Consider the following 26076-nt stretch of genomic DNA (forward strand, 5'->3'; position numbering starts at 1 on the left):
CGGCACGGCACCCGACCGGATCACCCGGTCCGGTGCCGTGCCGTCCGGGCACCGGGCATCACGGCCGACCCGCGCGGTGACGCCCGTACGAGGACACGAGGAGGCGCGTACGAGGACGCGGCCGGACCCACAGCGTCCGGACCCACAATGGACAGGTGAGACCCATGAGCGTGGACCAGTGACTCCCATGAACGCCGACGACACCGCCCTGCCCGAACCGGCGGACGACCGTCCTTTCGCCGAGGCCGACCTGCCGTGGAACCACCCGCTGGCCCGTGCGCTGTCCCGTCTCGGCCGTCGGCTCAAGCAGGGTGACCGAAAGCGTCCGTGGATCCTCGACGCGGCGGTGACGGCTGTCGTGGCACTGCTGTTCTGCGTGCCGGACCTGGTGCACGACGACGACGGCAGACACCATGGATTCGACACCCAGTTCACCCACCTGCCCTGGCCGGGAACGCTCGCGCTGCAGGCCGGACTGGTACTGCCCCTGCTGTGGCGGCGCAGAAGGCCCTCCCTCGCCTTCGCCGTGATCACCACGGTGTTCATCCTCCAGCTGGCGCTGGGCGTCTGGCTGCGCGCCGACGTCGCCGTGCTGATCGCCCTCTACAGCCTGGTGCTGCACGGAGAGCTGCGACGACTGCCCGTGGCCTGCGCGGTCACGGCCGGCGCGCTGGGGCTGGTCGCCGTGCGCCTGCCGCCCGAAGTACATGTCCTGGACGCGCTGTTCTTCCTCTTCAGCACGATAACCGCGGCCGTCGCGCTCGGACTGGCCGTCCGGATCCGGCGCGGCCAGCTCGCCGTCCTGCGGGACCGCGCGACCCGGCTGGAGGTCGAGCGCGACCAGCGCAGCAGACTGGCCGCCGCCGCCGAACGCACCCGCGTGGCCCGCGAGATGCACGACATCGTCGGCCACAACCTCTCCGTCATCATCACCCTGGCCGACGGCGGCGCGTACGCGAACGACCTCGCGCCGGAACGCGGGAAGCAGGCCCTGCTGCTCATCGGTGACACCGGACGGCAGGCGCTCGGCGAGCTGCGCCGCATGCTCGGCGTGCTGCGCGAGCAGCCCGCGACTCCCAGCGCGCCCGAGCTGAGCCCCCAGCCGGGGATCGGGGACATCGACGCCCTGTGCGAGCGGATCCGGGCCGCCGGTCCTGTGGTCGTGCACCGCAGCAGCGGCGAACTGCGCACCCTGGACCGCGGTGTCCAGCTCGCCGTGTACCGCATCGTCCAGGAGGCTCTCACCAACGCCCTCAAGCACGGGGGCCCGGGGACACGCGTCGATCTCGCGGTGGGCGTCGAGGAGGCGCTGCTGCACATCGACGTCCACGACACCGGCCCGGGCAACGGCAGCGTGCGCTCCCGGCCGCACGACGACGAAGGGCACGGCATCCCCGGCATGAGAGAACGCGCGGCCCTCTACGACGGAACGGTCGTCGCGGGGCCCGGCCCCGACGGCGGGTGGACTCTGCGGGCCACCCTCGATCTCACCCCTCCGGCCGGGACCGGCCTCGCTCCGCCGGCCGTCACGGGCGGTGCCGCGTGACCAGTGTGCTCATCGTCGACGACCAGCCGCTGCAACGCCTGGGCTTCCGCATGCTCCTGGAGAGCACGCCGGACACCTCTGTCGTCGGTGAGGCGTCCCACGGCGCCGACGCCGTCCGCAGGGCCGCCGAACTGCGCCCGGACGTGATCCTCATGGACGTACGGATGCCCGGGATGGACGGCATCGAGGCCACCCGCCGGGTCGTCGCCTCCGGCGGCCGCTCCCGGGTCCTGATCCTGACCACGTTCGACCTGGACGAGTACGCCTACGCCGCACTGCGCGCGGGAGCCAGCGGGTTCCTCCTCAAGGACGCCCATCCGGAGGAACTGCTCGCCGGGATCCGGGCGGTCGCTGCGGGGGACGCGGTGATCGCCCCCGCGCTGACCCGGCGTCTCCTGGACGCCTATGCCCGGCACCTCCCGCACGATCCGTCGGGCGCGAGGCCGCAGGACGACCCCCGCCTTCTCGCCCTCACCGAGCGCGAGTACGAGATCTTCGTCGCCATCGGCGAGGGCTGGAGCAACAGCGAGATCGCCGGGCGCCTCGTCGTGGCGGAGTCGACGGTCAAGACGCACGTCGGCCGCGTCCTGTCGAAGGTGGGCGTCCGCGACCGCGTCCAGGCGGTCATCCTCGCCTACGACCTCGGTGTCGTCCGGCCGAACCCGCCCGACTGACCCGACGGCACGTCCGAGGCGGGCGGCGCGGCGCGACATTAGGGTCGGCGGTATGACTGACGACAAGCTGCGCCGCGTCACCGTCGAGCGGACCGGCACCGGACACTTCACCGCGACGAACACGCGGGGCGGGACGATCGCCTTCGGTACCGGTTCCGGACCCGGCGGGGAGGACGAGTTCACCCCGGTCGAACTGCTGCTCGCGGCCATCGGCGGCTGCACCGCGGCCGATGTCGATGTCGCGACCGGCCGCCATGTGGAGCCCACGCGGTTCACCCTGACGGTGACCGGCGACAAGATCAGCGACGAACTCGGAAACCGGATGACCGACCTCGCGGTCACCTTCTCGGTGGCGTTCCCGGACGGCGAGCCCGGCGACCGCGCCCGTGCCATCCTCCCCCGCGCCGTCAAGACCTCGCACGACCGGCTCTGCACGGTCAGCCGCACGATCGAGGCCGGCACCCCCGTCGCCGTGACGGTCGCCGACGCCTGACCTCGGCGGCACCCCGTCGCGGTACCCCGCGGACGAATGCGCGGCCGGGTGGAGTGAAGCCGGATTTCCGGGGCAGACGCCGAACGTCGAAGAGGTGGACGCGGGACGGATCATATGGGTCAGCAGGTGAGCGAAGCGGGACAGCAGGAACAGCGGGGTGCACTCATCGAGGCCTCAGTCGCGTACGACGGTGACTCCGCGTGCATCGCCCAGGCGCGGGCGTTCACCCGCGACTTCCTGACACGGGTGCAGGCGGTCGCCGGACTGCCCGTCTCCGGACGGGTGATGGGCATGGTCCCCCTGGTCGTCAGCGAGCTGGTGACCAACGCGGTCAAGTACGCGGGCGGACCGTGCCTGTTGTCGCTGGAGGTCGACCAGGGCGCCGTCCGGGCGACCGTGTGGGACTCCGACCCGACCCTTCCGGTGGCACGCGCGGCCGATGCCGGCCGCGTCGGCCAGCACGGACTGGAGATCGTCATGGCCGTGTGCCATGCCTTCGAGGCGCACCGGGAACCCGTCGGCAAACGGATCACCGCCGTGGTGGCGTTGGCCGACACGCCGGACAGCGACATGAGCCACTCCGCCACCTGACGCCGGCTCCCGCCCCCGGTGCGACACGGGGCACGGCAGCGCGCGTGAAGTCCCCTCGGTCGGCCGCCCGGCGCCGCCGTGGGCACCCTGAAGGTCCCCGACAGGCTCCTGACGAGCCGAAACGAAATCGTGTCGCGTCACCACGGCCACCGTGCGGGACAATGGTGAGTTCGCGGGGTCCCCTTCTGCAGGAAACGGGTGGTTAACACAGTGCGTCAGGCAGGTGTACTAGACGTCGGGTGCCACAGCGCTCTGCTCACCGTGGCGCGGCGCCGCGCCGGAGTCGCCATGGAGGAGGTGCTGTCCCGAAAGGTACGGCTCCAGTTGCACGAGACACTGGACGCCACGGGACGACTGGACAAATCAGGCGTACGGAGCGTGCAGCGGGCCGTGGCCGAAACGCTCGCCGAGAACCGGGGAGCCCTGCCGGAGGTGTACGCGTTCGCCACGTCGGTGATTCGCGACGCGCCCAACCGCGACGAGGTCCTCGCCCAGGTGGCCAGCGCGACCGGTACCCGGCTGCGGGTGATGTCCGGCGAGGAGGAAGCCCGTCTGGCCTACGTGGCCGCACGCCACTGGGCGGGCGAACGGGCCGGCTCCCTGCTGGTGCTCGACATCGGCGGCGGGACCGTGGAGGTCGCGTCCGGATCGTCCAGGCAACCCCGGACGACCCATTCCCTGCCGCTGGGCGCCCGTACGGTCACCCGCGCCTGGAAGCTGGACGAGGCCGTGTCCTCGAAGCGACGGCTCGCCGAGGTGCGCGACCATCTGAGCGGCCGGCTCGCCGAGGTGGCCGACCTGCCGCGCGCCGATCCCGACGGGCGCGTGCTCGCCTGCTCCAAGACCTTCACCCAGCTCGCCCGCTACACCACCGCCGGCCGCGACCGCTCCCGGGCCCCGCAGCGGCTGACCCTCGACGAGGTACGGGCCGCGGTGGGCGTTCTCGCCAAGAACGGGTCCGCGGGCCGCGGCCGTCTGCCCGGCATCTCACGTCACCGGGCCGGACAGTCCCTGGCCGGGGCGCTGGTCGCGGAAGCCCTGATGGAGGCCTGCCGGGCCACGAGTGTGGAGGTCTCGCCCTGGTCCACCCGGGAGGGCCTGCTCCTGGAACGCCTCGGGGCCCTGCGCGCCAAGGGCTCCACCCCGCGCTGACGCGGGCCGCCCGGTCCGCCGGGCGCTCCCCGTCCGCGTACCGGGCGGGGATTTCGTCAACCACGTGAACACCGCCCCGTGTTCGGGACCCACGGGGCCGGCGGGCGGCTCGCGGGATGCGGTCGCGAGGGAGCGTGGCGCGCGGAGACCGGGAACAAACCGGTACCACTCGACGCTGACCTGAACAGTCCGGCAGATGCCGGAGCGCGGAGTTCCACCGAGTGCGGTGGACCCACCGGCGGTTCTGTTCGTGGAAAGGCGTGAGAGCGATGACGGCGTCCGGACAGCGGCGGCTACGCGTGGCCGGGGCGGGCGAGTTGCCCCTGGTGACTTCGTGCGGCCGCAGGATCTCCGTGAAGGAGCTGCGGCTGCCCACGCCGGGCCGGACGATCGGCCGCGTGACGCTGGACGTGGGTCCCGACCAGGGCGACGAGCACGGGGTGTGGGCCTCGCTCACCCCCGCCGAGGCACGTGAACTCGCCCGTCGCCTCCTCGCGCACGCCGCCGGGGTGGAGCCGGCGGGGCCGCCCGACCAGGAAGCGCCCCGGGCTCATGACACGCGGCTCGACACACCTCGCGGCACGACGGGGGCCGCTACGGGCTTCGGCTCGGGGCACCGCTCCGTCTGAGCGGGCGGACCGGGCCGACCGCGGCCCACGCCGCCGCGTGACGCGGAACGCGCGCGGGTGCCGGCGCTCCCCCGGTCCGGGGGAGCGCCGGCACCCGCTTGTCTGTCAGCCGGCGCCGTTCAGGATCACGGGAACTGCGTGACCTTGGACGGGACGGTGTCCGTCCCCGAGGTGGGTGCGCCGGTGTTGTTGACGACGTGGGCGTACTGGCCCTTGCCGCCCAGGGAGATCACCTGGATGTCGTGCAGCTTGACCCCCGTCTTCACCGGGACCTGGAAGCCGTGTGCCTGCACGATCGACGGGTCCGAGGTGAAGTTGCAGTAGCTGCCCAGGCCCCATGCCTCGTGCACGGCCACGGAGTCGGCGACCTTGTAGGCCGCGTACCCGACGATGCCGTCGTGGGTGATGGCGGCGGAGTTGGGTACGTCGTACGCCTTCTCGTTCTGGTAGAAGATCGTGCGCCCGTTCTCGCCGTTCCACAGCACGTCGTACTTGTTGAAGTGCTCGACGAACAGGCCGGTCGCCAGGACGTCGTCACCGTTGACCACGAGCCCGTAGTCGGCGCGGTTGGTTTCCCAGCCGACTCCTTCGCCGTGGTCGGCCCGCCAGAGCCAGGTGTGGTCGATCACGACGTCGTCGCTGTTGACCACGACCGAGTTGGTGGCGAGGCCGGGGCCCGCACCGCCGATCCGCACGAACACGTCCTGCATGGTGGTCGGGTTGGCGGAGTGGTCGGCCGAGGCGCCCGACGGACCGATCTGCAGCAGGGTGTCGGACTTGGAGCTGCCCGCGTCGATGAGGAATCCGGCGAGCCTGACGCCGTCCACGTCCGCCACGTGCATCGCGTCGATGCCGTTGTCCGGCACGACGGTCGCGAGCCCGAGACCGAGGACGACGGTGTTGGCCCGGGTCACGTTGATCGTCTGGTCGAGGTGGTAGACGCCCGGGGTGAACAGCAGGTTGAGGCCCTGGGCGAGCGCCGCGTTGATGGTCTGCGCGGTCGCGCCGGCCTTGACGACGTAGAACTGGTCGAGCGGGATCGACGTACCGGCCGTGTTGGGCCACGAGACGCCGCGGGAGTTGGTCCGCTTGGAGGGCACGAACACCTTGTAGGTGCTGCCGTCCAGGTAGAGGTAGGGCTTCTCGCGGGAGACCGGGGTGGTGTCCAGGGTGGTGTACGGGCCGGAGTCGAAGTTCGTCGCCGGTGCTCCCTGGACGCCCGTGAAGGTCATGTTCCAGACACCGTTGGTCCAGCCGCCGACGGAGCTGTCACGGGTGTACCACTGCTGCTGGGAGTACGGGCCGACCGTACCGTCGATCTTGGAGTCGGCGATGTAGCCGCCGGAGGCCCAGCCGTAGCCGTTCGGGGCGAGGTTGAGGCCGCCCTGTACATGGATGCGGCGGAAGGGCGCGGCCTGGGCCACGGCCCAGCGGTCCGTGCCGTTGACCGGGGTGATCGACAGGTTCTCCGCCGAACGCCAGAAGTTCTGGGTGGCGTTGCCGTTGAACCAGCCCGCGTCCACGGTGATGTCGCCGTTGATGTGGGTGTCGTCGGGGTTCAGGCCGAGGCCCGAGACCGAGGTGTAGAAGCCGACTTGGGCGTTGATGCCGTTGTACGTGCCCGGCTTCATCAGGAACTGGTAGCGGGCGGAACCGAACTGGTTCGACTCCTGCTGGGCGAAGACCTGGTCGAACTTGCCCTGCAGATCGGACGTCGAGGGGTCCACGACGATGACGTTGGGCCCGAGGTCTCCGCCGCCCTGCACGGGCGGGGTGCCGGTCCCTGTGCCGGTGTGGACGGCGACCTCCCACAGCGAGTACCCGTACGCGGTGCCCCGGGTCGTCCCGTAGATGCGCACGTACCGGCCCTTGCCGGAGACGTCGTAGGAGGCGGTGCCGCCGGTGCCGTCGGTGACGGACTTGAGGACGGTCCAGTTCTGGCCGTCCGTGGAGGACTGGATCTGGAAGGCCCTGCCGTACGCCGCCTCCCAGTTGAGGTCGACCCGGCACAGGTCGCTGGAGGATCCGAGATCGACCTGGACCCACTGCGGGTCGGAGAAGGCGCTGGACCAGCGCGTCGCGGTGTTGCCGTCGAAGGCGGCCGAGGCGGGGCCGGACGCGTTCTCGGTGGAGGAGGCGGTCGCCGCCTTGCCCTGCGCCGCGTTGGCCGTGTCGCAGGTCGTCGGGGTACCGGTGCCGCTGGTGCCGAAGACCTGGAACTCCCAGAGGGAGTATCCGTACTGGGTCGCGCGGTGGACGCCGTTCATCCGGACGTAGCGGCCCTGGCCCGAGACGTCGAGGGTGTCGGTGCCCCCGTCGCCGCCGGTCACCGTCTTGATGTCGGTCCAGGTGCTGCCGTCCGGTGACGTCTGGATGCGGTAGTCGCTGCCGTACGCGGCCTCCCAGTTGAGGACGACCTTGGTGATCGTGGCCGAGGCGCCCAGGTCGACCTGGAGCCACTGGGCGTCCGTGGCGGCCGAGGACCACCGGGTGGCGGTGTCGCCGTCGACGGCGTAGGCGGCGGGAGTGCCCCCGTTCTCGTCCGACGAGGACGTGGCCGTCTTGCCCTGGGACAGCGGGAGATCGGCCGCGGCGGCCGGTCTCTGCAAGGGCAGGGTGACGAGCGCGGCCATAGCGGCCAGCGCGACACCCAGGGTTCTGAGTTTCATGCCGTGACTCCATGCGGGTGGGGTAACGAGCGGAGCGGACACAGTGGATCGAGAGCTGTGGACACAGCTCTGCCATGTGGGTGGGAACGCAGTGAACTGGCCTTCCGGCGCTCTTAGTTCACGGTTTGATTTAAGTAATGAACCATCAGAGTGGCAAGTCCCATGACACGGGTTTCTTCAACTCGTGTGCGTCGGGCCCGTGTTGGTGGGCCACTTCAAGGGGTTTGACCTGGATGGGGGCCGACGCGGACAGGCGGGAGGCCGTCCGGATCCGTCAAGGCTTGAAGGCTCGGAAGGCTCGGAAAGCCCAGAACACGCGGAGGTCCCGCAGCGGAACGTGATCGAGGACAGAAAGAAGCCGAGTGTCCGGGGGCGTCTGCCGTCACAACGGCGCGACGCCCCCGGACACTCGGCGGGGACTGCTCGCCCGTCCGGTCCGCGAGGCGGTCCGGACGGGCACGGGTCAGTGGAGGGTCAGGGGGTGATCCTCCACTCCTGGATGTAGCCCACGTCGATCGACGCGAGGTCGCGGACGCGCAGCTTCCACGTGCCGTCGACCGGCTGCGCGGAGGCGTCCACCGTGAACGTCTGGTCCACGTTGTCGGCCGAGCCCCCGCTGCGGTTCAGCAGCGAGTAGACGGTGCCGTCGGGGCCGACCAGATCGACCGTCAGGTCACCGCGGTAGGTGTGCACGATGTTGACGTAGACCTCGGTGGTCGCCGAGGCGTTGCCGGGCCGGCCCGTGATCGTGACGGGCGACTCGACCGCCGGGCCGACGTCGGGGATGTCGACTCGGGTGCTGTTGGCGTAGACGTACGCGATCCGCCAGTGGAAGGCCACCGACATGGCCGCGCCGGTGCTGTCGGTCACCGTGACCGTCGTGTCGCTGGTCCCCGGCGTGACGGGGATCCCGGAGATCAGCCCGGTGTCACCGATGGACAGGCCCTCCGGCAGTCCGGTGGCCGTGTAGGCGAGGCTCGCGTCGGTGTTGGTGGTGTACGCGTTCACCTGGAGGGACACCTGCTGGCCGACCCCCGAGGTCTGGTCGGCGACCGGGGCGACGTTGACACCCAGGGCGATGCGGTCACCGACGTTGATCCCCGCCCAGGCGTCGGCGACGGCGAGATAGGTGGGGCTGTAGGCCCCGAAGAGATCGCCCGCGGCTCGCAGGGTCGCGGTCCTGGCGCCGGCGTAGTCGGTCGTGGACGTCATGTACGTCGTCAGCGCGCGGTACCAGATCCGGGCGGCGTTCTCGATGCCGATGCCGGCCACCGGAAGACCGTCATGGGTCGGGCTGTCGTACGACACCCCGTTGACGGTCTTCGCGCCGCTCCCCTCGGAGAGCAGGTAGAAGAAGTGGTTCGCCGGTCCCGAGGAGTAGTGGACGTCGATGCCGCCCAGCGAGGAGTCCCAGTAGTCGCGGGAGGAACCGTCCTTGGAGGGCTTGTCCATGTAGCGCAGCGGCGCGCCGGTGCCGCGGATGTCGATCTTCTCGCCGACCAGGTAGTCGGGCACGTCGGCCGCGAGGTTCTCGTGGAACTCCACGGCCGCGGCGAAGATGTCCGACGTCGCCTCGTTGAGACCGCCGGACTCTCCCGAGTAGGTGAGGTTGGCGGTGGCCGCGGTCACACCGTGGCTCATCTCGTGGGCGGCGACGTCCAGGGCCGTCAGGGGGTGCGTGTTGCTCGCGCCGTCGCCGTAGGTCATGCAGAAGCAGCTGTCCTGCCAGAAGGCGTTGACGTAGTTGTTGCCGTAGTGGGCCCGGCTGTAGGCGGCCACACCGTCGTTGCGGATCCCGTTGCGGCCGAAGACGTCCTTGTAGTAGTCCCAGGTCGCGGCCGCTCCGTAGGCGACGTCGACACCGGCGGTCTGCCGGTCGCTCTGGGCACCGCTGCCCCAGACATCGTTGTCGTCCGTGAACAGGGTCCCGGTGCCGGAGGTTCCCTGGTTGAGGTCGTAGGTGCGATGGCCGGCACGGTCGCCGTCGACCAGTTGGTACGACGATCCGGACGGGGTGGTGGACAGCGGCACCGTCCCGACGTACTGGCCCGTCCCCGTGCCCGTGTCGACCCCCTGATACCGGGAGGCGACCTTGCCGGAGGCGGCGTCGGTGATGACGTGCAGCTCGCTCGGTGTGCCGTCGCGCTGGACGCCGCCGATCACCGATTCCCAGGCCAGGACCGGGCGGGTGCCGGCGGCCCAGACGACGAGCCGGGGTGCCCCGTCGACGCCCGCTCGCCGGACGGCCGCCGCTCGTCCCACCGCGAGGGCCCTGGCCGCGGCGTCACCGGCGGAGATCCTGGGCTTGACGCTCGGCACGGTGACGGCGGCCCGGCCCGCCTCGGACACGGTGCTCCGGCCGCTCCTCAGGTGCTCGACCAGATCGCCGCCGAGCACCGGCAGTCCCGCATAGGTGCGCTCGTATCGCGTATGGGTCGTACCGTCCGCGTCCTTGGAGACGTCCTTGACGACGAGTCGCTCCCGGGCGCCGAGGCCGAGCCGCTTCGCGGTGGCACCCGCCGCCGCTCCCGCGCTCTCGACCAGCGCCGCGTGCCGGGCGGGCGACAGCGGAACCTGGAGGGCGCCGGACCTGGGCTCGGCGACGATCCGGGCGCCGGACCTGGCGGGCAGCGGATCGGCGGGGGCCGCTGACGCGGGAGCCGGGCGGACGGCGAGCGCCAGTAACGAGCTCGCGGCGGTGAGGGCGAGGACAGTTGCGCGTCTGCGCCGACGGACGGAAGGGGGTTGCCGGTTCAAGGTCATCTCCATCTGCGAGGGGGGTGGCCCGGGCGGGCCGACCGTCGGGTACGGCCGGTCCGTGGTGAGCCGGGCGGGAAGCAGCGCCGCAGTGACTGCCGCACGAAGGCGCTCGCGGAGTCGGCGGCGCGTGAATCGTCGGGGTGCGGGTGCGCTGGAAGGGGACGATGTGGAGGGGATGAGCCGGAGGGGATGAGGGCACCAGCGTGTGTACGAAGCGTGCCTGGTCGACAGCAGAGTGACATCGACCCGATGACCTTGTCATGGAGCGGACAAGACTTCGGCTTGAACTTGCCATTACCTACTGCGAGTTCATCCGCCCGTCACACCTTTTCGGCCGCTGTGCGATGGCTGTGAGCATGGCCGACGGCACGGCCTTCCACGCGGCCGGTTTCCCACGCAGGTGCCTCAGGGCCGACTCACGTGGGTGTGTTCGTGCGGCGTCCCGGAACGGCGGCCCGGTGGCCGGGTGGCCGGGGCTCACGGTCGCGCAGCCAGTCGTGAACGGCCAGGGCGAGGGCGCACAGGACGGCCACGATCCCGGAGCCCACGGCGATCGCCAGGGCGGAGCGGAAGTCGTGCCCTCCCGTGCCGAGCACCACGTAGAAGAGTCCCGGCAGCGCCGCCGTACCGACCGCGCCGCCCAGCCGCTGGGCCGTCTGCAGGGCGCCGCCGGCCGCGCCCGCCATCCGCACCGGCACGTCCCGGAGCGTCATCGTGACGTTCGGCGAGATGACGCAGCCGCTGCCCAGCCCGCCGAGGAACAGGGCCGGAGCCGAGTACCACACGGTCGGATCCCCGGGCGCGAGGCGCAGGATCAGCACGGCAGCGCCCAGCCCCAGGGCGACGGCGGCCAGACCGCAGACGGTCAGGAGCCGGCCCAGCCGCTCGACGAGCCGTCCGGCCACCACGGCCGCCGCCGCCGAACCGATGGCGAAGGGGGTCACCGCGAGCCCCGAGCGCAGCGGGGAGAAGCCCTCACCGTTCTGGAAGTACAGCGCGAACACCAGCCACACGCCGCTGAACCCCACGAAGTACAGGGCGGCGATGGCCGCTCCGGCCGCGTAGCCTCGCGTGCTCGTCACCAGGCGCGGATCCAGGAGCGGCTGCCCGCCGACCGCCGTCAGGCGCCGCTCCCACCCGGCGAACACCGCGAGAAGGCCCGCCCCCAGCGGGAAGAGCCACCACAGCCTTCGTACGCCGCCGGACTCGGCCAGGATCAGGGGAAGCATCAGGGCGAGCACCCCGCAGCCGAGCAGCAGGACGCCCCGCAGATCGAGCCGTTCCCGGCGACGCGGAGCGACCTTGGGCAGCAGCCGCAGGCCCAGCAGGAAGGCGACTGCTCCGACCGGCACGTTCACGTAGAAGATCCAGCGCCAGCCCTGGGGCCCGTCGGCGAGCATCAGGATCAGGCCGCCGATGACGGGGCCCACCGCGCTGGAGATGCCGACGGTGGCACCGAAGAGCCCGAACGCCCGCCCCCGCTCGGCTCCCCGGAACAGTTGCTGGATGAGGGCGGAGTTCTGCGGTGCCAGGCACCCGGCGGCCGCGCCCTGGGCCAGTCGCGCCACGACGAGGAGAGTGATCGTCGGCGCGGCGCCGGCCGCGGCGCTGCACAGGACGAAGGCGGCGAGGGCGAGCAGGAAGATCCGCCGTCGGCCGATCGCGTCGCCCAGGCGTCCGGCCGTCACGAGAACCAGCGCGAAGGTGAGGGCGTAACCGGAGACGACCCATTGGATCGACGGGGCGGAGGCGTGCAGGGCGCGCTGCATGGAGGGCAGCGCGACGGCGACGATGGTGACGTCGAGCAGGCTCATGAACCCGGCGGTCAGGGTGACCCACAGGGCGCGCCACCGCCGCGGATCGGCTCCCTCGGTCGGCCCCTGCGCGCGGTCCCCTCGCCCCTCTGCCTGCGCGTCCAGTTCCACGCCGGGGACTCCTCTCCGCCACCCCCACCATCTTCGGCCCGTGGGGGCGTGGGGCAACACGAGGTCCGGCCGGTCGCCGCGTGCACGACCGTGCCGGACGCGTGCATGACCGTGGGGCCCGTTCCCCGGAACGGGCCCCACGTGGTCGGACTGGCGGCCGCGCCGACTCCCCTGGAACTGGGACCTGAGCGGTCGGCCCTTTCAGGGCTTCGGCGGTTCAGCCCCTTCAGCCCTGTTCAGCCCTTGAAGACGTCCTTCGTCTTCTCCTTGGCCTGCCGCGCGTCGCCCTTGGCCTTCTCGGCCTGGCCCTCGGCGGTCATCCGCTCGTTGCCCACGGCGCGCCCGGCCGCTTCCTTCGTCTTGCCCTTTGCCTGTTCCATCTTGGCCTTGGCCTTCTGCTCGCCACTCACGATGTCTCACTTCCCATCACGATCGGCTTCGAGTGTCGACTCATCGGGTGACCCTTCCCGCGGGTGCCAAACGTGGAGATCGAGAATCATCACCTCGCCGCCGGTGACTCTCTGTGATCGCATGCCGTTCCGGCATGCCGGAACCGGTGTGCTGGGTGAGCCTGGAGACATGGGCCGATGACACTCGGATCCGTCCGGAGGTCGCGCCCATCTTGGGCAGCCAGAGCGAGGACGGCGTCATGGGTGATGAGGTCTACCAGCCGGGAGGTCCCGACATACGCGAGGACGAAGGCATCCTCGACCCCGAGGACACCCTGGAATACCGGGGCTCGGACCCCTTCGACGACGGGTGGTCCCCGCCCGAGCGCCCGCTCGCGGTGGACCATGCGGGCACCACGGCGCGTGAACAGCGCGAGGGGGAGAGCCTGGACGAGAAGCTGGCCGAGGAACGGACGGATCCGGCCCTGCGGGACCCCGGTGAGGACGACGGCGAGGACGACCTGGCGGCCGACGGAGGCGATCTCCTGGACGACGAGGTGGACACGGATCCCGCGGAAAGGATCCTGGCCCTCGACGTGGGCGCCCATGAGGACGCCGAGCACGACATGATCGCCGAGGATGTCGGCGCCGACGGCGACTCCGACCCCGCCGAGCAGGAGGCCGTTCACCTGATCCCGGACGACGACATGCCCGAGCGCCTGGTGGACGAGGGGCAGCGCCGTCCTCCGGAGGACGAGATCCGCCGGCTGCGCTCCGAGACGGACTCCGCCTCCTGAGGCTCACCCGTGACGGCGCGGCCCTGGACGGAGAAGTGACGGCCGGTCAGTCCTCACCCCTGACGATGTTCCACTCGGGGGCGGTCCGGTCCTGGCGGGCCGACGCGCCGGCCGTCGCCGGAAGACAGGTCCTCGGCCCGGTCTGCCGCCGACGACGTGCCTTCGCCCATCCCGTCTCCGGTCGCTGGGTGCTCCTGGTCCCGATATCGGCAGCCATGGCTCCTTCTCATCACTTCTCTGTCCGGCCCCGGCTCCCACCGCGTCCGGCTCCATCGGATCCGGTCCCTTTCGCTGGTTCCGGGCTTTCGGGCATCGGGTCCCCCTCCGGCGCGCGGGGAAACCGGCCGGGCTGCACGAGGTGGCGGACGTGGCCGAGGTGGCGGACGGGCCGGTTTGCGGTGCCGCCCGCCAGGTCACACGGTGAGAAGGGATGAGCGACCCGCCGCGTCGCGGCACGGCGCGCACCCGGAGGACGGTGGCGATGATGTTCCAGGGCAACGCGAAGGCCAAGCAGATCAAGGGCAAGGTGAAGGAGTCCGTCGGGAAGGCGCTGGGCGACACGTCGGTCCAGAGGGCGGGCCGGCGTGAGCAACTGCGGGGCAAGGCGCAGGAGGTGACGGAGAAAGCCACGGCGCGGGTGCGTCAGTGGACCAAGCACTGACCATGGCCTTTCAGCATCCCGCCGACCGCGGTGGCGACGAACGCGGCGGATTCGAGCGACTCGCCGAGTCCGGGTCGAGGTTCACCAGCTCGCCCGTCTTCTTCACGTTCTGCGTCGGACTGGTCGCTCTGACGGTCGCCGTCCACATCGCCGGCCTCGCCGGGGAATGGCTCCTTCTCGCCGGCGACGCGATGACCGCGGTGACGCTGCTGCTCCTGGCACTGCTGAAGAACTCCGAGCTACGGTCCGAGCGGGCGATCCAGCGCAAGCTGGACGCCATCGCCTCGGCACTGCTGGAGGCGCAGAAAGGCACCCCCGGCAAGGCACATGAGGATCTCAGGCGGGTGATCCGCATGGAGGACGAGACCTGACGGGGCTTCCTCGTCGGTGAGCGTGACGTCGTGAGGTAGCGCTGGGAAATTCCCGAGGTCCAGCCGCGTTCCTTGGTGGCCATGCCCTATCTCCGGCGTCCGGAAGCACCCTTGGCCGCCCTGGACGAAGGTCCCTTCGCGGGCACCTTCTTCGCGGCGGTCTTCTTCGCTGGGGCCCTCTCAGCCGCGGTCTTCTTCGCTTCCGTCTTCTTCGCCGGGGGCGGGTTCTTCTTAGCGGCCGTCTTCTTCGCCGCAGCCTTCTTCGCTGCCATCTTCTTCGCCGGGGGCGCGGTCTTCTTGGCTGCCGCCTTCGTGGCAGGCGCCTTCTCGGCCGGAGCAGGAGCCGCCAGGGCCTCGTGGCCGGCGTTCGTCAGTTCGCCCCGTACCCGTTCCTGGAGCTCCGCGACGGCCGGGACCTCCGAGAGCCGCTTGAGCCCTTCCGTGGCCAACTGCTGCGGATCGAGCCCGAATCGACGCCCGGCGAGATATGTGGCCACCGCGAACGTGAGGCGGCCCTTCTTCATACGTCCGAGCAGATAGCCCCCGGCGACAGCCGCGGCCAGAGCAATCTTGGTCGTCACGTTCATGAACCTTTTCCCTTCGGACCACGCGGCCCCGCCTCCCCTGAGCCCGCGTGCTCCACTGGGCCGGCTCGGAGAAGGCCGTCCACACCTGACACTCCAAGTACCCCTATATGATGGGATTGCATATTTACATGGGAATGCGGCGTCCGTTTCGATGACCGGAGACACCATGGCCGCAGCAGAACCCGCCAAACGGCGGCCGAGCGCCGACCGCGGTACCGCGCGCCGACGGCCCGCCGGTGACAGTGCGGCCCCATCACGCTCCGGAGGCCCCGCCCGGGCCATCCGTTCGGCGGTGAAGCAACTCGGCTCGTTGCTCGGCCGAGCCCCCGAATCCGTTTCCGCGATCAGACCCACGGACGACGGTTGGGAAGCGGATGTGGAGGTACTCGAACTGGAGCGCGTCCCCGAGACCACCAGCGTGATGGCCACCTACCGAGTGACCCTGGACAAGAAGGGCGACCTGGTGGCCTACGAGAGGAAGCGCCGCTATACGCGTGGACAGATCGACCGGCGCTGACACATCACAGCCGGTGAAGGGAGGCACCATGACTATGGTGCCGCAGAGTAGTGGCAATCTCGCCCGGAGCGGCGGATCATCCGGCACTCTCTACGACGTTCTGGAACTCATTCTCGACCGCGGGCTCGTCATCGACGTCTTCATCCGTGTGTCCCTCGTGGGCATCGAGATCCTGAAGATCGATATACGCATCGTCGTGGCCAGCGTCGACACCTATTTGCGCTTCGCCGAGGCGTGCAACCGCCTTGACCTGGAATCTGGCGACAAGGCACCGTCCAAGCTCACCGACCTCGTCGGCGACACCCTGGAATCCGGCGCGAAGGGCAAGTCCAAGGGAGCCCTCAGCGGCGCCGCCGAAGCCGTCACCGAAACCATCCGGGGAGTGACGGGCAAGGACAGCGACGAGGAGGACGAGCCGGAGGAAGAAGAGGAGAAGGAGGAGACGGTGCAGCGACGACGGCGGCCCGCCCAGCGCCCCGCCCGGCGGGAGAGAAGCGCGTCCCGCGCGGAGGAGTGAGCCATGGCCGTTTATATCTACTCGATCACGTTCAAGGACCATCCGCTGCGCCTCGACGGTCTCGACGGAGTCGGCGCCTCACCCTCCCCACTGCGCACGGTGACCGCGGGCCCGCTCTGCGCGGTCGTGAGCGACGCGCCGGAGGAACTGCGCCCCAAACGCCGAGACATCGGCCGGCACCAGGAGATCCAGCAGCGTCTGCTGGCGGACGGCACCGTGCTGCCCCTCAGGTTCGGCTACACCGCCCCGGACGAGGACACGGTCCGGCAGGCGCTGGAGGAACGCGGCGACGAGTACGCCGAACGCCTGCGCCTGTTGGAGGGCTGCGCCGAGTACAACCTGAAGGCGTCGCAGGACGAGGAGATGCTGCTGCGGGAGATCCTCACGCAGTCGGAGACGGCCCGGCAGCTCAACGACGACATCCGCGCCGGCACGGCGGCCCCCGACACGTCCGTGCGGCTCGGCGAGTTGGTCGCCAACGAGGTCCGGGCCCGCCAGGAGGCACTGGCCTCCGGCGTGATCGAGGCGCTCCGCCCGTTCGCCCGGGAGGTCGACTCCTCTCCGCCCACCGGAACGGACTTCCTCAACGTCTCGTTCCTGGTGAGCGACGAGCAGGACGAACTCTTCCTCGCCACGGAGCTGAGTCTCGCCCACCAGATGGGCGAGGGGTTCGAATTCCGGCTCAACGGTCCGCTCCCTCCGTACAGCTTCAGCTGATGGAGACGTCATGGGACTGTTCACAGAAATCGTCATGCTTCCCCTGGCACCCGTGCGCGGAGTCTCCTGGGTGATGGACAGGGTCCTGGAGGCCGCGGAGGACGAGTACTACGACCCGGCACCGATACGGCTCCAACTCGCCGAACTGGAACGGCAGTTGATCGCCGGCGAGATCGACGAGGAGACGTTCGACCGGATCGAGGACCAACTGCTCGACCGGCTGGACGAGATCAGGATCCACGGTCAGGGCGGACCGCCCTGACCGGCCCGGTCACCCGAACGAACCCCGACCGGATCCGAGAGAACTCGAGGCCCCCGTCGTGAGTCAACCGCTCTCCAACCGCCTGGGCGACTATCCGTCCCGAGCCGCTCCGCCGTACGCGCAGGGGTCCTCCGCCAGTCTCGCCGACATCCTGGAACGCGTCCTCGACAAAGGCATCGTGATCGCGGGCGACATCCGGATCAACCTCCTCGACATCGAACTGCTCACCATCAAGATCCGGTTGCTCGTCGCCTCGGTCGACAAGGCCAGGGAGATGGGCATCGACTGGTGGGAGCACGACCCGTCGCTCACGTCGGGTGCCGGGGACGAGCGATCGCTGGCCGAACAGAACCGCAGGCTGCGCGCCGAGTTGAACGCTCTGCGCCGGGACAGGGGCATCCCCGAGGTGGACGCGGAACCGCACGGCACCACCCGCCGAAGAGCTGATCGCGATGACGACGAGTACGAGTGAACCGGTCACCTACGCGTACGCCGTGGCACGCGCGCACCCGGATCTGCCACAGTCCCTCACCGGGCTCACGGGAGTGGCCGGCGCCCCGGTACACCTGATCGCCGAAGGCGGGAAGGAGCACGGCGACGCGGACATCGTTCTCGTGGTGAGCCCGGTGCCGGCGGCGGACTTCCGTGAGGAGGGTCTCAGACGGCACCTGGAGGACCTGGACTGGCTGGAGGCGGTCGCACGGGCGCACCACGCGATCGTCGAGGAAGTCGCGGCCCGCGCTCCGGCGCTGCCGCTGCGGCTGGCGACCGTCTACCGCGACGACAGCAGTGCGCGCGACATGCTGCGCTCCGCGGTACGGCTGTTCACCGAGCGCCTGGACCACCTGGCCGACCAGGTCGAATGGGGGGTGAAGATCTATGTCGAGGCGACCGTCCCTCCCACCCCGGCGGCCCCGGAATCCCCGTCGGCGGACATCTCGCCGGGGCGTGCCTACCTGAGTGCCCGAAGACGACAGCGCGGCGACCGGGAGGCCTTCCACCGAGCGGCCCAGGAGGCGGCCGAGCGTGTGGGGAACGTGGCAGGCGCGTACGCGACCGACCGGGCGGCGCACCGGCCCCAGCAAGGCGCCCTGGCGGGCGACGCGGGCGAGAACGTGTTCAACGACGCCTTTCTGGTGCCCCGCGGGCGCGGCGAGGCCTTCCGCTCCGAGGCCGCCCGCGCGGGCCAGGGGCTGGCGGGGATCCGCGTCGAGGTCACGGGCCCGTGGGCGCCGTACTCCTTCGCGATGCCCGTGAACGACACGGACGGCCCCGGCGGCACGGACGGCGGGGACGACTCGGTCCGAGGTGTCGGGCCATGACCGGGCCCGGCCGTCCGACCGCTGTGGAACCGCTGCCGGACCGTCAGGTCGCGCTCATCGACCTGCTGGACCGGCTGCTCGCCGGAGGGGTGGTCCTGACCGGTGACGTGGTGCTGTCCGTCGCCGACATCGATCTCGTGCGGATCTCGCTGCGCGCCCTGATCGTGTCCGTCAGCGCGGAGAACCCGTCGCCCTGGGAACAGTCCGCTCCCCCCGCGAGGCGGAGATGACGGCTGACGACGACGGCACCCTGGGCGCCGCGGATCCCCTGGAAGAGGCGGCGGAGGCCGCGGCACGGGCTTTCCGGCTGCTGCCGGCCGAGCCCTCGGACCGGTCACGGCCGGGTGCGCGGGGTCGTGCCGCGGCCAGGCGGATCAACACCGACCCGGACACGGTCGAGCGCGACCTTCTGCGGCTGGTTCTGACGCTGGTCGAACTGCTGCGTCAGGTCATGGAACGGCAGGCGCTGCGCCGGGTCGACCAGGGTGATCTCAGCGAGGAGGACGAGGAGCGGCTGGGCGCGACGCTCATGGTCCTGCACGACCGGATGAGGGACCTGTGCGCGACCCATGGCCTGACCATGGAGGACCTCAACCTCGACCTCGGTCCCCTGGGCCCGCTGCTGCCGCCGCCCGACTGACCGGGGACACACCGGCTGCTCCTCGGCCCGCATCCTGGCGTGGCGAGCGGTGGCGGGGCCGGTCTGGATCCGCCCCCGCCACCGGCCGTCACCGCCATGGGCTACGCGCCCGCCGCACGCGGCTCCCGTACCACCGCGATCTCGCCGGGATCGACCCTCACCGAGCCCGACAGGGGTTTGCCGGTGAGGAGTTCGGTGGCGCCCGGCGGGACGGGGATCTCCGCGCCTCGGCCCGCGTGGTCGATGAGGAACACGTAGTCGGCGTCCCGGCCGCGCCTGCGGACGCTCTCCACTCCCGGTGGTGTGTCACCGCCGGCCACCCCTGCCTCGGCGCGGACGCGGTCCAGCAGGGCGGTGAGCGTGTCCGCGTCGGGGAGGGTCGCCACGTACCAGGCGGTGCCCCGTCCGTGGGTGTTCCTCGTCACCGCCGGGACGCCGGCCAGGGGTCCGTCCGTGTACGTGGCGACCGCCTCGGCGCCGTTCAGGCGCACCCGTTCCGACCACAGGGTGGCCGTGGCGCCCGGGGGCACCTGGCCGGTCAGGCCGGCCGACTCGCCGGGGAGCAGGGGGAAGAGTTCGTCGCCGCGGATGCCGAGGATCTCGCGGAACGCTCCCGGGTAACCGCCCAGTCTGACGTGGCAGTTCTCGTCGACGGCGCCACTGTGGAAGCCGATCGCGAGGGTGCCGCCGCGCTCGACATGGCCGGCCAGGTTCGCCGCGCCCGCCTCGTCCACCAGGTAGAGGCTCGGGGCGAGGACCAGGCGGTAGGCCGAGAGGTCCGCGTCCGGGCGTACGAAGTCGACGACCGCGCCGGACCGCCACAGCGGCTCGTACCAGGCACGGACCAGATCCTTGTACCGGAGGTCGCCGCTGGGCTGGGAGGGCAGCTCCAGTGCCCAACGGGCGTTCCAGTCCCAGACGATGGCGACCTCGGCCGTGCCGGTGCTGCCGCGCACCTCGGCCAGGGCCCTGAGGTCGGCGCCGAGGCGGACGACGTCCTGCCAGATGCGGCTGTCCGTGCCCGCGTGCGGGAGCATCGCCGAGTGCCACTGTTCGGCGCCCGCCCTCGCGGCCCGCCACTGGAAGTAGGCGATGCCGTCGGCGCCGTGGGCGACATGGGCGAGGGCGTTGCGGCGCATTTCCCCGGGGGCTTTGGCTCTGTTGACGGGCTGCCAGTTCACGGCGCCGGTGGAGTGCTCCATGAGCAGCCAGGGTCCGCCGGCCAGCGACCGTGTCAGGTCGCCGCAGAGCGCGACGTCGATCTCGGAGGCCGGGTCGGTGGACATCAGGTAGTGGTCGTTGGAGACGACGTCGAGTTCCGGGGCCCACCGCCAGTAGTCGAGCGCGTCGAAGGTGTCCATCACCATGAAGTTGGTGGTGGCGGGTGTCGACGGGGCGGCCGCGCGCAGGACGTCCCGCTCCGCCGTGTACAGCGACAGCAGTTCGTCGGAGCAGAAGCGGCGCCAGTCGAGCTGGTGCGTGGGGTTGGGGACGGCGCCGGTGGCGCGGGGCGGCAGGACCTCCTCCCAGTCGTGGTACCACTGGCTCCAGAACGTCGTGCCCCAGGCGTGGTTGAGGGCCGCCAGGTCGTCGTCGTAGCGGGTGCGCAGCCAGCGGCGGAAGGACCGGGCGCTGATGTCGCAGTAGCAGGCCGCGTTGTGGCAGCCGTACTCGTTGTGGACGTGCCACATCACCACGGCCGGGTGTGCGGCGTAGCGCTCGGCGAGGGCTGTCGTGACGCGCAGGGCGGCCTCGCGGTAGGCGGGGCTGCTCGGGCAGAACGTCTGCCTGCTGCCGTAGGTCAGTGTTCGGCCGTCGCGGTCGACCGGGAGCGCTTCGGGGTGTGCCCGGAAGAACCAGGCGGGCGGGGCGGCCGTGGGGGTGGCCAGGTCGGCGGCGATGCCGTTCTCGTGGAGGAGGTCCAGGAGCCGGTCCATGCGGGTGAAGTCGTACCGGCCCTCGGAGGGCTCCATGAGCGCCCAGGAGAAGATGCCGACGCTGACCATGGTGACGCCGGCCTCGCGCATCAGGCGCATGTCCTCGGCCCAGATCTCCTCGGGCCACTGTTCGGGGTTGTAGTCGCCGCCGTAGACGATGCCGGGGACGGACAGGGTGCGTTCGTGGGTCATGCGGCTCCTCCCGAGGCCGGCGCGTGTCCCGAGGACAGCAGGCGGCGGGTGGTGGCCACACCCCACTCGTCGAGGGACAGCAGCCGGTCACTGGAGGCCATCAGGCCGTCGGTGGCCTCGACATGGGCCGCCCAGCGTTCGCGGGTCTCGACGGCGGGCCGGGCCATCAGGCAGTCGGGGTCGTTGATCCACAGGCGCCGGTGCTGCCATCGGCGGCCGGCTCCGGTGAACTCGGCGGCGTCCTGGCCGGGTTGGCTGTAGTCGTCGGCCTCGGGTCGCCGGTGCGGTGCCGTGTCGGGGCTGACCCGCATCGCGTCGAACAGGCCGATGGACGGGAGGATCGGGGCTCCGCAGCCGAGGAGGTAGGCGTCGGGACCGATGGCTTCGCGGATCAGGGCGACTCCGGCGCGGTAGGCGGTCAGCGCGTCGGCTCCGGAGTGCCGTACGCCGTCCAGGGCTCCCGCGTACAGGAAGTCGGTCTTGAAGTAGTCGTATCCTTCGGCGCGCAGCGTGCCGAAGACGTCGGTCAGATAGGCCCTGGCCTCGGGGTGCGTGGCGTCGAGGGTGTACAGGTCGTGGTTCCAGTTGTGGCCCGCGTGCAGGGGTGCGCCCGCCGGGTCGCGGACCAGCCAGTCGGGGTGCCGGCCGGCGAGTTCGCTGTGCGGCGCCACGAGGAACGGGGCGGTCCAGATTCCCGCGCGCCGGCCGCGCGCGCGGATGGCGTCGGCGAGGGCCGCGCGGGAGCGGAAGCGACCGGAGAGGGTGAGCCAGTCGCCGAGTGCGCTCTGGTAGCCGTCGTCGATCTGGACGACGTCGACGGGGAGGTCGAGGGTGTCCATGGCGCGGAGGTTCTCGTGGATGTCGTCCTCGGTGACGGCGGTGAAGTACTCGTACCAGGAACACCACACCGTGGGTGCCGGCCGTGGGGCGGGTGTCGCGAGGGCGTCGGCCCAGGCGGCGAGCGCGCCCTGGACTCCGTCCGGTCCGGAGTACGAGGATTCTGCGACCGGGCCGTCGGCACTGATCCCGGCACGGCCGTCGTGGACGGCCAGCCGGATCGAGGGGACCGAGGCGGCCGGGTCGGGCGCCGCCCACAGCCGGACCGGGGAGCCGTCGCCGGGGTCCAGCGCGAGCAGTCCCTCGCCCTGGAAGCCGGCGGGCGGCGCGGTGCGGCCGGGCCGGTAGCAGACGGTCGCCCAGTTGGCGTTCGTCGGGCGGTGCGGAGCGTCGTCGAGGGCGTAGGAGCCACTGGGGCTCCAGGACTGCCAGCCCTCCTCGTGGACCCGTGCGGTGCGCGGGTCCACGGGTACGGAGGCTACGGGGGTGAAGGCTTGGGGCACGTCGGTCTCTTTCACGTGGAGCCGCCTGAGTCTTTCGGGTGGTGTCGTCTCAGCTCTTGTTGGCGCCGAGGGTCAGACCGCTGACGAACTGCCGCTGGAGCGCGAAGTACACGACGAGTGTGGGGATCGCGGTGAGCAGAGCGCCGGCGGCGACCAGGTTGGGGTCCGTGAAGTACTGGCCGGAGAGGTTGTTCAGGGCGGAGGTGATGGGCATGTTCTCGCCGGTCGAGATCAGGACGAGGGCCCAGAAGAAGTCGTTGTAGATCCAGATCGACAGCAGGGTCGCGAGGGCCGCCATCGCGGGCTTGCACAGCGGCAGGGTGATCTGCCAGTACAGCCGCCACACCGAGGCTCCGTCCACGAGCGCGGCCTCGGTCAGCTCGTCCGGCAGGGAGCGCATGTAGTTGCTCAGCACGAAGGCGCAGAACCCGGACTGGAAGGCCACGTGGATCAGCACCAGGCCGAGCGCGGAGTCGTACAGCTTGCCGCTCTCCGTGATGCCGGGCAGGTCGGTCAGCAGGTACATCCGGTACAGCGGGGTGATGATGACCTGCTGCGGAAGCAGGTTGCCCGCCGTGAAGACCAGCAGCAGCGCGAGGTTGAGGCGGAAGTCGAAGCGGCTGACGTAGAAGGCGACCATCGACGACAGGAACAGCGTGAGCAGCACGGCCGGCACCGCGATCAGCAGCGTGTTGACGAAGTAGTGCGTCATGTCCGACTGTTCGAACGCGTTCTTGAAGTTGTCGAGGTTCAGCGTGTCCGGCCAGGACACATAGCCCTTGTCACTGGTCTCGCCGTACGGGCGCAGGGCCGAGAAGACCGCCCACAGCAGCGGGGCGAGCCAGGCCAGGGCTGTACCGGCGAGGAAGACGTGCAGGAGCACGCGGGCGGGGCGGACGGGCGCGCGCCGCTTGCGCGCGCCGGCCGCGAGGGTGGGGGCGCTCACGGTCGCCGCTCCTTCCGGAAGGTGGCCACCAGATACGGGACGATCACGACGAGCGAGATGACCAGCAGGACCACGGCGATCGCGGAGCCGTAACCGATGCGGCTCGACTCGCCGATGATGTTGTTGGTCACCAGGATCGAGAGCAACTCGGTCCCCTGGGCACCCTTGTTGAAGACGAAGACCAGGTCGAAGGCGCGCAGGGCCTCGATGATGGTGACGACCAGCACGACCGTGTTGGTGGGGCGCAGCGTGGGGAAGATGACGTTCTTGAACGTCTGCCACTCGTTGGCGCCGTCCAGCGCGGAGGCCTCCCTGAGGGAGGGGTCGACGCCCTTGAGGCCGGCCAGGTACAGGATCATCATGTAGCCGGTGTGCCGCCAGGAGGCCGCGACGAGGACGGCCCACAGGTTGAGGTCGGGGTCGCCGATCCAGTCGATGTAGTGGCCCGGCTCGTTGGCGCCGATGAGGCTGTTGATCAGGCCCGTGTCCGGGTTGTAGACGAGCTGCCAGACGAAGCCGATGCAGGCCATCGAGATGACGACCGGCAGGAAGAACGCGGTCTGGTAGACGCGGCTGAAGCGGATCCTCTTGTCGAGCTGGACGGCGAGGAAGAGGCCGAACGGCGTCGGGATCAGGATGAGGACGACGAACCAGATGATGTTGTGCTGGACGGCGGGCCAGAACTGCGGGTTGTCGTTGAAGAGTTGCTCGAAGTTCTGGAGGCCGACCCATCTGATCGAGCCGAACCCGATGCCGTCCCAGGTGGTGAAGGCGAGCGCGATGGAGGCGAGGGCGGTGACCCAGACCAGGGCCACGTGCAGGACCGTGGGCACGCCCGCCATGAGGGCGAGCGTGAAGCGGTCACGGCGGGTCAGCAGGCGGCGCTTGCCACGTGCGGCCCGCTTCGGCGCGGAGGCGGCGCCCGGAGGCGGCACGCTGGCCGCCTCCGGGGACTTCGTCGTGGTGTCGGTGGTCATGATGTCGTTCACGAGGTCGCGAAGATCTGCTTCTTCTGGCGCTCGATCGACGCCAGCAGGCCGTCCACGCCCTTGGGGTTCTGGAGGAACTTCTGGAGTCCGGGCTGCATCACCGTCGAGGTGAAGTCCGGCCGGGAGTCCCGGTCCATGAACTGGGTCAGGGTCTTGGCGCCCCCGATCATGTCGAACGCCTTCTTCTGGAGCGCCGAGTACGCGGAGGTGTCGGCCTTGGCGGAGGCGGCCACCACGCTCGGGTCGCCCTTGAGGTAGAGCTCCTCGGCGGCCGGACTGCCCATGTACTCCAGCAGCTTGAGGACACCGGCGTGGTTCTTGGGGGCCTTGCTGACCATGAGGCCGTCGGTGGGCGCCTCCACGGTGTCCTGGCCGTACGCGGAGTTGATCTCCGGGAAGGGGAAGAAGTCCAGGTCGTCCAGGTCGTCCTTGTTGGTGAACTGCTGGGCCACGAAGGTGCCGAGGAGGTACATGCCGGCCTTCTTGGCCACGAGCGTCTGCGCCGCGTCCTGCCAGGTGCGGCCCATGAAGCCGTCCTGGTGGTAGGGCAGGAGCTCGGCCCAGTGGTCGAAGGCGGCCTTGACCTTGGCGTCGGTCCAGGAGGCCTTGCCCGCCATGAGCTGCACGTGGAAGTCGTAGCCGTTGAGACGGAAGTTGATCTGGTCGAAGGTGCCCATCGCGGGCCAGGCGTCCTTGTCGCCGAAGGCGATGGGGACCAGCTTGTCCTTCTTCATCTGCTTGCACAGGGCGATCAGTTCGTCCCAGGTGGTGGGGACCTTGTAGCCGTACTGCTGGAACACGCTCTTGCGGTAGAAGACGGCCCACGGGTACGTGGTCATCGGGACGAAGTAGTACTTGCCGTCCTCGCCCTTGCTGAGCTTCTTCATCGCCTCGGGGAAGTTGTCCCCGATCTTCGCCCACACGTCGTCGATCGGCGAGGCGAGCTTCTTGGCCGCGAAGAACTGCATCCGGTACCCGGCGAACCAGTTGAACACGTCGTCGGGCGTGCCCTGCAGATACGAGTTGATCTGCTCCTGGAAGGTGTTGTGGTCCTTCGTGTTGACGTCGACCGTGATGCCGGACTGCTTCTTGAAGTCCGCGTAGACGTCGGCGAAGGCCTTCTTCGGCACGGCGTCGGACGCGTTGGAGCCGACGGTGACCGTCTTGGGGTCCGACGCCGTGCCGCTGCCGCCGCAGGCGCTCAGCAGGGGTACGCCCGCGCCGAGGGCGACCGCGCCGCCGATTCCACGGATGAGGGTGCGACGGCTGGGCGTTGGGGCGGACAGACCCGAGAGGGGAAGGTGCATGACGGCTCCTGAGGGCAGGGTTCGGTCAGGCTGGACGGCGGGGAGGCCGGAAATCGATCAGAAACCAACTCGACCGAACAACGTGGGCGTAATGACAGCCTCATGTCGTCACGGCGTCAAGACCTCGCACTCGCCTTACCCGAAAC

Annotated in this window: 27 protein-coding genes; 17 read left to right on the top strand and 10 right to left on the bottom strand. The window is 70.4% G+C overall.

Annotation, left to right across the window (positions count from 1 at the left end):
• Positions 1–187: 187 nt before the first annotated feature.
• The 6 genes from OG780_RS04385 (at position 188) to OG780_RS04410 (ending at position 5085) form a co-directional block, all read left to right on the top strand.
• On the top strand, positions 188–1546 hold the full coding sequence (locus tag OG780_RS04385) for a sensor histidine kinase (protein WP_328444863.1): 1359 nt from the start codon (positions 188–190) through the stop codon (positions 1544–1546).
• Entirely contained in the window at positions 1543–2220 is a 678-nt protein-coding gene (locus OG780_RS04390; RefSeq protein ID WP_328444865.1) for a response regulator transcription factor, read from the top strand. Before OG780_RS04385 ends, OG780_RS04390 begins: the two co-directional genes overlap by 4 nt.
• 52 nt (positions 2221–2272) lie before the next feature.
• Positions 2273–2713: an OsmC family protein gene (locus OG780_RS04395; RefSeq protein ID WP_328444867.1), complete on the top strand. Its 441-nt coding sequence runs from the start codon at positions 2273–2275 to the stop codon at positions 2711–2713.
• 114 nt (positions 2714–2827) lie between these two features.
• Positions 2828–3304 (top strand): ATP-binding protein, encoded by a 477-nt coding sequence (locus OG780_RS04400; protein ID WP_443062103.1) that lies wholly within the window; start codon positions 2828–2830, stop codon positions 3302–3304.
• 210 nt (positions 3305–3514) lie between these two features.
• Positions 3515–4456: a Ppx/GppA phosphatase family protein gene (locus OG780_RS04405; RefSeq protein WP_328444871.1), complete on the top strand. Its 942-nt coding sequence runs from the start codon at positions 3515–3517 to the stop codon at positions 4454–4456.
• A gap of 269 nt (positions 4457–4725) precedes the next feature.
• Positions 4726–5085, top strand: coding sequence for a hypothetical protein (locus tag OG780_RS04410; RefSeq protein ID WP_328444873.1), 360 nt, complete (start codon positions 4726–4728; stop codon positions 5083–5085).
• 125 nt (positions 5086–5210) lie between these two features.
• Here OG780_RS04410 and OG780_RS04415 read toward each other — a convergent pair whose 3' ends face one another.
• The 4 genes from OG780_RS04415 to OG780_RS04430 form a co-directional block, all read right to left on the bottom strand.
• On the bottom strand, positions 5211–7754 hold the full coding sequence (locus OG780_RS04415; protein ID WP_328444875.1) for a discoidin domain-containing protein: 2544 nt from the start codon (positions 7752–7754) through the stop codon (positions 5211–5213).
• Positions 7755–8228: 474 nt separating this feature from the next.
• Positions 8229–10517, bottom strand: coding sequence for a M4 family metallopeptidase (locus OG780_RS04420; RefSeq protein ID WP_328457883.1), 2289 nt, complete (start codon positions 10515–10517; stop codon positions 8229–8231).
• Positions 10518–10930: 413 nt separating this feature from the next.
• Complete coding sequence (locus OG780_RS04425; RefSeq protein WP_443062104.1) at positions 10931–12439, bottom strand: MFS transporter; 1509 nt, start codon at positions 12437–12439, stop codon at positions 10931–10933.
• Between the two features lie 236 nt (positions 12440–12675).
• Positions 12676–12849, bottom strand: a complete 174-nt coding sequence (locus OG780_RS04430; RefSeq protein WP_326783820.1) for a CsbD family protein — start codon at positions 12847–12849, stop codon at positions 12676–12678.
• Positions 12850–13088: 239 nt separating this feature from the next.
• Here OG780_RS04430 and OG780_RS04435 point away from each other — a divergent pair, with 239 nt between their 5' ends.
• The 3 genes from OG780_RS04435 to OG780_RS04445 all read left to right on the top strand — a co-directional run bounded on the left by OG780_RS04435 (position 13089) and on the right by OG780_RS04445 (position 14657).
• Positions 13089–13625 (top strand): DUF5709 domain-containing protein, encoded by a 537-nt coding sequence (locus OG780_RS04435; protein WP_328444879.1) that lies wholly within the window; start codon positions 13089–13091, stop codon positions 13623–13625.
• 430 nt (positions 13626–14055) lie between these two features.
• Complete coding sequence (locus OG780_RS04440) at positions 14056–14286, top strand: CsbD family protein (RefSeq protein ID WP_328444881.1); 231 nt, start codon at positions 14056–14058, stop codon at positions 14284–14286.
• Positions 14287–14288: 2 nt separating this feature from the next.
• On the top strand, positions 14289–14657 hold the full coding sequence (locus OG780_RS04445; RefSeq protein ID WP_328444883.1) for a low affinity iron permease family protein: 369 nt from the start codon (positions 14289–14291) through the stop codon (positions 14655–14657).
• Between the two features lie 86 nt (positions 14658–14743).
• Here the strand turns inward: OG780_RS04445 and OG780_RS04450 are convergent, their stop codons facing one another.
• Positions 14744–15244, bottom strand: coding sequence for a hypothetical protein (locus OG780_RS04450; RefSeq protein ID WP_328444885.1), 501 nt, complete (start codon positions 15242–15244; stop codon positions 14744–14746).
• A gap of 166 nt (positions 15245–15410) precedes the next feature.
• Between OG780_RS04450 and OG780_RS04455 the strand changes: the two genes are divergently transcribed.
• From OG780_RS04455 to OG780_RS04490, 8 genes are read left to right on the top strand one after another with little or no spacing between them, the layout of a single operon-like run.
• Positions 15411–15761, top strand: coding sequence for a gas vesicle protein GvpO (locus OG780_RS04455; protein WP_326783825.1), 351 nt, complete (start codon positions 15411–15413; stop codon positions 15759–15761).
• Positions 15762–15789: 28 nt separating this feature from the next.
• Positions 15790–16278 (top strand): gas vesicle structural protein GvpA, encoded by a 489-nt coding sequence (locus OG780_RS04460; RefSeq protein ID WP_328444890.1) that lies wholly within the window; start codon positions 15790–15792, stop codon positions 16276–16278.
• 3 nt (positions 16279–16281) lie between these two features.
• Positions 16282–16995, top strand: a complete 714-nt coding sequence (locus tag OG780_RS04465; protein WP_328444892.1) for a GvpL/GvpF family gas vesicle protein — start codon at positions 16282–16284, stop codon at positions 16993–16995.
• A gap of 10 nt (positions 16996–17005) precedes the next feature.
• The gene (locus OG780_RS04470) at positions 17006–17257 is read left to right on the top strand and encodes a gas vesicle protein GvpG (protein ID WP_328444894.1); all 252 of its coding nucleotides are present in this window, start codon (positions 17006–17008) and stop codon (positions 17255–17257) included.
• Between the two features lie 58 nt (positions 17258–17315).
• The gene (locus OG780_RS04475; protein ID WP_328444896.1) at positions 17316–17729 is read left to right on the top strand and encodes a gas vesicle protein; all 414 of its coding nucleotides are present in this window, start codon (positions 17316–17318) and stop codon (positions 17727–17729) included.
• Positions 17710–18579, top strand: a complete 870-nt coding sequence (locus tag OG780_RS04480) for a GvpL/GvpF family gas vesicle protein (RefSeq protein WP_328444898.1) — start codon at positions 17710–17712, stop codon at positions 18577–18579. Before OG780_RS04475 ends, OG780_RS04480 begins: the two co-directional genes overlap by 20 nt.
• Positions 18576–18809: a gas vesicle protein gene (locus OG780_RS04485; protein WP_328444900.1), complete on the top strand. Its 234-nt coding sequence runs from the start codon at positions 18576–18578 to the stop codon at positions 18807–18809. Before OG780_RS04480 ends, OG780_RS04485 begins: the two co-directional genes overlap by 4 nt.
• Entirely contained in the window at positions 18806–19219 is a 414-nt protein-coding gene (locus OG780_RS04490) for a gas vesicle protein K (RefSeq protein WP_328444902.1), read from the top strand. Before OG780_RS04485 ends, OG780_RS04490 begins: the two co-directional genes overlap by 4 nt.
• 101 nt (positions 19220–19320) lie before the next feature.
• On the opposite strand, the gene OG780_RS04495 is transcribed toward OG780_RS04490, so the two are convergent.
• The 5 genes from OG780_RS04495 to OG780_RS04515 are packed head-to-tail and all read right to left on the bottom strand — an operon-like array spanning position 19321 to position 25930.
• Entirely contained in the window at positions 19321–21348 is a 2028-nt protein-coding gene (locus OG780_RS04495; protein ID WP_328444904.1) for a beta-galactosidase, read from the bottom strand.
• Positions 21345–22688, bottom strand: a complete 1344-nt coding sequence (locus tag OG780_RS04500) for a glycoside hydrolase family 36 protein (protein WP_328457887.1) — start codon at positions 22686–22688, stop codon at positions 21345–21347. The genes OG780_RS04495 and OG780_RS04500 overlap by 4 nt, the downstream gene beginning before the upstream one ends.
• 49 nt (positions 22689–22737) lie before the next feature.
• The gene (locus tag OG780_RS04505) at positions 22738–23634 is read right to left on the bottom strand and encodes a carbohydrate ABC transporter permease (protein WP_328444906.1); all 897 of its coding nucleotides are present in this window, start codon (positions 23632–23634) and stop codon (positions 22738–22740) included.
• Positions 23631–24611, bottom strand: coding sequence for a carbohydrate ABC transporter permease (locus OG780_RS04510; RefSeq protein ID WP_328457889.1), 981 nt, complete (start codon positions 24609–24611; stop codon positions 23631–23633). The genes OG780_RS04505 and OG780_RS04510 overlap by 4 nt, the downstream gene beginning before the upstream one ends.
• A gap of 8 nt (positions 24612–24619) precedes the next feature.
• Positions 24620–25930: an ABC transporter substrate-binding protein gene (locus tag OG780_RS04515; RefSeq protein ID WP_328444908.1), complete on the bottom strand. Its 1311-nt coding sequence runs from the start codon at positions 25928–25930 to the stop codon at positions 24620–24622.
• Positions 25931–26076: the final 146 nt, after the last annotated feature.

It is taken from the genome of Streptomyces sp. NBC_00386 (assembly GCF_036063235.1).
GTDB lineage: Bacteria > Actinomycetota > Actinomycetes > Streptomycetales > Streptomycetaceae > Streptomyces.

Coding starts and splice junctions, on each gene's coding strand:
- OG780_RS04445 (WP_328444883.1), top strand. CDS start 14,289: ATGGCCTTTCAGCATCCCGCCGACCGCGGTGGCGACGAACGCGGCGGA.
- OG780_RS04450 (WP_328444885.1), bottom strand. CDS start 15,244: ATGAACGTGACGACCAAGATTGCTCTGGCCGCGGCTGTCGCCGGGGGC.
- OG780_RS04385 (WP_328444863.1), top strand. CDS start 188: ATGAACGCCGACGACACCGCCCTGCCCGAACCGGCGGACGACCGTCCT.
- OG780_RS04460 (WP_328444890.1), top strand. CDS start 15,790: ATGACTATGGTGCCGCAGAGTAGTGGCAATCTCGCCCGGAGCGGCGGA.
- OG780_RS04490 (WP_328444902.1), top strand. CDS start 18,806: ATGACGGCTGACGACGACGGCACCCTGGGCGCCGCGGATCCCCTGGAA.
- OG780_RS04435 (WP_328444879.1), top strand. CDS start 13,089: ATGGGTGATGAGGTCTACCAGCCGGGAGGTCCCGACATACGCGAGGAC.
- OG780_RS04485 (WP_328444900.1), top strand. CDS start 18,576: ATGACCGGGCCCGGCCGTCCGACCGCTGTGGAACCGCTGCCGGACCGT.
- OG780_RS04515 (WP_328444908.1), bottom strand. CDS start 25,930: ATGCACCTTCCCCTCTCGGGTCTGTCCGCCCCAACGCCCAGCCGTCGC.
- OG780_RS04465 (WP_328444892.1), top strand. CDS start 16,282: ATGGCCGTTTATATCTACTCGATCACGTTCAAGGACCATCCGCTGCGC.
- OG780_RS04495 (WP_328444904.1), bottom strand. CDS start 21,348: ATGACCCACGAACGCACCCTGTCCGTCCCCGGCATCGTCTACGGCGGC.
- OG780_RS04415 (WP_328444875.1), bottom strand. CDS start 7,754: ATGAAACTCAGAACCCTGGGTGTCGCGCTGGCCGCTATGGCCGCGCTC.
- OG780_RS04400 (WP_443062103.1), top strand. CDS start 2,828: ATGGGTCAGCAGGTGAGCGAAGCGGGACAGCAGGAACAGCGGGGTGCA.
- OG780_RS04510 (WP_328457889.1), bottom strand. CDS start 24,611: ATGACCACCGACACCACGACGAAGTCCCCGGAGGCGGCCAGCGTGCCG.
- OG780_RS04480 (WP_328444898.1), top strand. CDS start 17,710: ATGACGACGAGTACGAGTGAACCGGTCACCTACGCGTACGCCGTGGCA.
- OG780_RS04440 (WP_328444881.1), top strand. CDS start 14,056: ATGAGCGACCCGCCGCGTCGCGGCACGGCGCGCACCCGGAGGACGGTG.
- OG780_RS04420 (WP_328457883.1), bottom strand. CDS start 10,517: ATGACCTTGAACCGGCAACCCCCTTCCGTCCGTCGGCGCAGACGCGCA.
- OG780_RS04470 (WP_328444894.1), top strand. CDS start 17,006: ATGGGACTGTTCACAGAAATCGTCATGCTTCCCCTGGCACCCGTGCGC.
- OG780_RS04455 (WP_326783825.1), top strand. CDS start 15,411: ATGGCCGCAGCAGAACCCGCCAAACGGCGGCCGAGCGCCGACCGCGGT.
- OG780_RS04395 (WP_328444867.1), top strand. CDS start 2,273: ATGACTGACGACAAGCTGCGCCGCGTCACCGTCGAGCGGACCGGCACC.
- OG780_RS04410 (WP_328444873.1), top strand. CDS start 4,726: ATGACGGCGTCCGGACAGCGGCGGCTACGCGTGGCCGGGGCGGGCGAG.